This window comes from Proteiniclasticum ruminis DSM 24773, assembly GCF_000701905.1.
Taxonomy (GTDB): Bacteria; Bacillota; Clostridia; order Clostridiales; family Clostridiaceae; genus Proteiniclasticum; species Proteiniclasticum ruminis.
Genome location: NZ_JNKC01000023.1, coordinates 1 through 3,722, shown reverse-complemented (window position 1 = coordinate 3,722; position 3,722 = coordinate 1). Strand labels below are relative to the sequence as shown.

2 protein-coding genes are annotated in these 3,722 nt (G+C 45.1%); both read left to right on the top strand.

The genetic code is table 11. The features are described 5' to 3' along the window. Positions 1–93 precede the first annotated feature (93 nt). Positions 94–807 (top strand): alpha-1,6-glucosidase domain-containing protein, encoded by a 714-nt coding sequence (locus T487_RS0113205; protein WP_031577601.1) that lies wholly within the window; start codon positions 94–96, stop codon positions 805–807. Positions 808–904: 97 nt separating this feature from the next. Next, positions 905–3,394 (top strand): ATP-binding cassette domain-containing protein, encoded by a 2,490-nt coding sequence (locus T487_RS0113200; RefSeq protein WP_242848067.1) that lies wholly within the window; start codon positions 905–907, stop codon positions 3,392–3,394. The last annotated feature ends 328 nt before the right edge of the window (positions 3,395–3,722 follow it).

Here is a 3,722-nt window from a genome sequence, read left to right as displayed (position 1 = left end):
CATGCCCTCAGCTTGGGGTCATACTCGCCTACTGGAAACAGACTGGCGTTTAATCACCCAAGAATCCCATTGCTTTAGCTGTGGGAGTGTCAAGTGGAAGCCCATGATAATCTGACTCTTTGGGACAAGCTGGCCATCTCCAATCCTGACGAAAGCGAAGAAGAGCGGCAGAAGATGCATCGCATGGCCAATGCCATGGTTATGACCTCTCAGGGAATCCCCTTCCTTCATGCAGGAAGTGAGTTCCTAAGAACCAAGGATGGCAATCATAACAGCTATAATGCACCAGATGAAATCAACCGCTTTGTCTGGGCAAGAAAGGCGGAATATCAAGAGAATGTGGAATACATGAAGGGTCTCATTGCATTAAGAAAAGAGCACCCCGCCTTCCGTATGGCTGAAGCAGAAATGGTGAGAGCGCATCTTTCCTTCCCGGAAATGCCAGAAATGAATATGGTAGGCTATAGGATAGAAGGAGCAGCAGTAGGGGATTCTTTTGAGGAAGTCATCGTCCTTATGAATGCAAATACAGAAGCTGAAACCTATACTTTACAAGATGGTGTTTATGAGGTTTATGTGGATGGAGAAAATGCAGGAACTGAAGTGCTCCGAACGGAAAAAGAAGAGGTTGAGGTTCCGGGGAAAACACTGCTTGTACTTTCAAAAAGTGTGGAAAACAGTCTTCCGGCGGTAGAAGGAAATACATCACAGAATCCAGTATATTTATGGGCAGCGATGGCCTTTGGGGCTGGTCTCGTCGTGGTGATGCTGATGGAAAGAAAGAAAAATCTGAAGAAAACCGCATAATACTACGAATGAAACTAGGGAGGGATCTGTGTTTATCACCGGTTGCTTCTCTAGTTTTTCTTTTCACTTCGGAAGGAAGACGGTACAATAGAAAAAAATGAAGAATAGAGGGGAGAACTATATGAAACCTCAGAACAGTATGAGCATCAGAAATGCCACAGAGGGAAATCTCAAAGGTGTCAGTCTCGATCTTCCAAAAAATAAACTCGTGGTATTCACCGGAGTCTCCGGTTCCGGTAAAAGCACCCTTGCCATGGATGTTCTTTATCAGGAATGTCAGAGACAGTATCTGGAAGCCATGGGATATCAGGGCATCAGAAAACCCAAAGTAGATGAAATTCTGAATACGTCCCCAGCGATAAAGGTGTCTCAGGATGCGTATCATAAAAATCCGAGATCTACGGTAGGTACAGTGACGAACCTCTATACAGATCTTAGAATGATTTTTGAAAAACTTCATAGAAGAAGCTGTCCTCACTGCCAGAATGAAATATCGGCATCCGATGCGGAAGATAGACTCGTGAAGGTCTCCGGAGGATTTACCGTTTATATGGACTGTCCCGTTTGCGGCAAAGAAATGGAAAAGCTTACACGAAGCCATTTCTCTTACAATACAAGAGAGGGTGCCTGTCCTAAATGCCAGGGGCTGGGTGAAGTGCTGAAAATCAATCTTAGGGGGGTCATTCACGAAGAGCTTTCGTTGGAGGGAGGTGCGGTCACCTACTGGGATCATGGATACAAGGAGTACCAGGTGACTTCTGTCAATGCTGCGTTCCGGTATTATGGAGAAAAGCCCACAGCAGATAGGCCCGTATCAGAGTACAGCGAAGGTGAGAGGATCCTTTTGTTTTATGGAGCGGAAAGCGAGGAAGCAAAAGAGTTCTATAAGGATGTTCCGATTCCGAAAAAAGTTGCTGATGGGAGGTTTGAAGGAATCCTGACCACCATCTGGCGAAGACTTCAGGACAAAGGGTCGGTAACAGCACAGCTGGAGCAGTTCTTTGAAAGAGGAACTTGTGAACTCTGTAATGGAAATAAGCTGAATGCCCTGTCCGCAGGAGTCAGTGTGGAGGGGAAAAGCATCACCGAAGTATCTGGTTACTCACTGGAAGAGCTTTTTAAATGGGTTGTAGGAATCAAAGAGAGTATCAGTGATTCCCGGAAAGATATGGTGGAAGTGTTTCTTCAGGATATGGAAACGAAAATAAAGAGACTTCTCCATGCGGGCATCGGTTATCTGCAGCTGGAGCGTCAGACCATGACGCTATCAGGAGGAGAAGCTCAGAGAATGAAACTGGCCTCTATACTGGATGCCACCATCAGTGGAATCGTCTATCTTATGGATGAACCCACCATGGGACTTCACCCGAAGGATACTGAAGGGATCATCGATATTCTGGAAGGTGTCAGAGACCGGGGAAATACGGTCATTGCCATCGAGCATGATGTGGATGTGATGAAAGCATCGGAACATATTGTGGATATCGGTCCGTTTGCTGGAAGGCAGGGGGGAGAAATCGTGGCTTCCGGCACCATGGAGGAGCTGAAAGAAATCAGCGGTTCTCTCACGGGCAAATACCTTCGTGAACGTACCGGGTTTAAGGAAAAACCCTACCGGTCGCATGACAAAGGGTATCTTGAAATAGAAAATGCCACAAAGTTCAACCTGAAAGGGATTGATGTGAAGATTCCAAGAGGGGTAATGACAGCCATTACTGGTGTTTCAGGTTCTGGAAAATCTACTCTGGTCTTTGAAGTGCTGGGGAAAGGAGATACAGATGCTGCTTCTGGAGAAAATATTGTCCGGGGAACCGGGGAAATGGATAAAATCATCCTGGTGGAGCAGTCACCTCTTACCAGAATGAAGCGTTCTAACGTGGCGACTTTTTCAGGTATCTTCAGTGAAGTGCGGAAACTTTTTTCGAGTCTCAAGGATGCCAAGGAAAAAGGGCTGAAAGCCAATGATTTCTCTTTCAATACCAAAGGCGGCAGATGTGAGAGGTGCGAAGGTCTCGGATATGTGGAGAGCAACATGCTGTTTTTTGAGAACATTGAAATTGTCTGTCCGGTATGCGACGGGAAGCAGTTTCAGGACCATGTGCTCTCAGTGGAGTATGAAGGACGGAATATTCATGATGTGCTCAAACTGCCAGTAGAAGAAGCGCATGCTCTCTTTCATGACATCAAGCCCATGAAGAAAATACTGAGTCTTCTGGAAGATGTGGGACTTGGTTATCTGGAACTTGGACAGACCCTCACAACACTTTCCGGAGGGGAAGGACAAAGACTGAAACTTGCGAAGGAGCTTCTGGAGCAGAAAGGCAGAAACAATCTCTATCTCATTGATGAACCAACGGTAGGTCTTCATATGAGAGATGTGGAGCATTTTCTCCTGCTTCTTGAAAAGATGGTAGAAGCAGGAAACACGGTGGTTCTTGTGGAACATAACACTCAGGTCATGGAAGCTTGTGACTGGATCGTTGATCTGGGACCAGAGGGTGGGATTCTTGGAGGAAATGTTCTTGCTGAAGGAACGCCGAAAGAGATTCGTGAGAATAAGAAGTCTGTGACCGGAAGGTATTTGTAGAGATGTGTATGAGTCGGGATTTCGGGTGGAATTTATCTGAAATCCCGATTTTTCATGGAGTTTTCTTAGACCATCCACAGTGATGTGAATAAAGTCCACAGAAAAATGCCCTTGAGCCTGTGGATAAAAGCAAAAACGAAGCTGTTTTTGTGGAAAATTATTGGATTTGCCATTGTAATCATTTTTTACTTATGGTAATATATCTAAGTCAGCGCTTTCCAAGTGCTTCTTTTATTGAGAGGCGCAAGAGACACTGAAACAGTTCTTTGAAAATTAAACAGAATATAGGTAAAAAACCAAAGTAATTCTTTTTGAGAAATCAAAAAAA

Coding starts and splice junctions, on each gene's coding strand:
- T487_RS0113200 (WP_242848067.1), top strand. CDS start 905: ATGAAGAATAGAGGGGAGAACTATATGAAACCTCAGAACAGTATGAGC.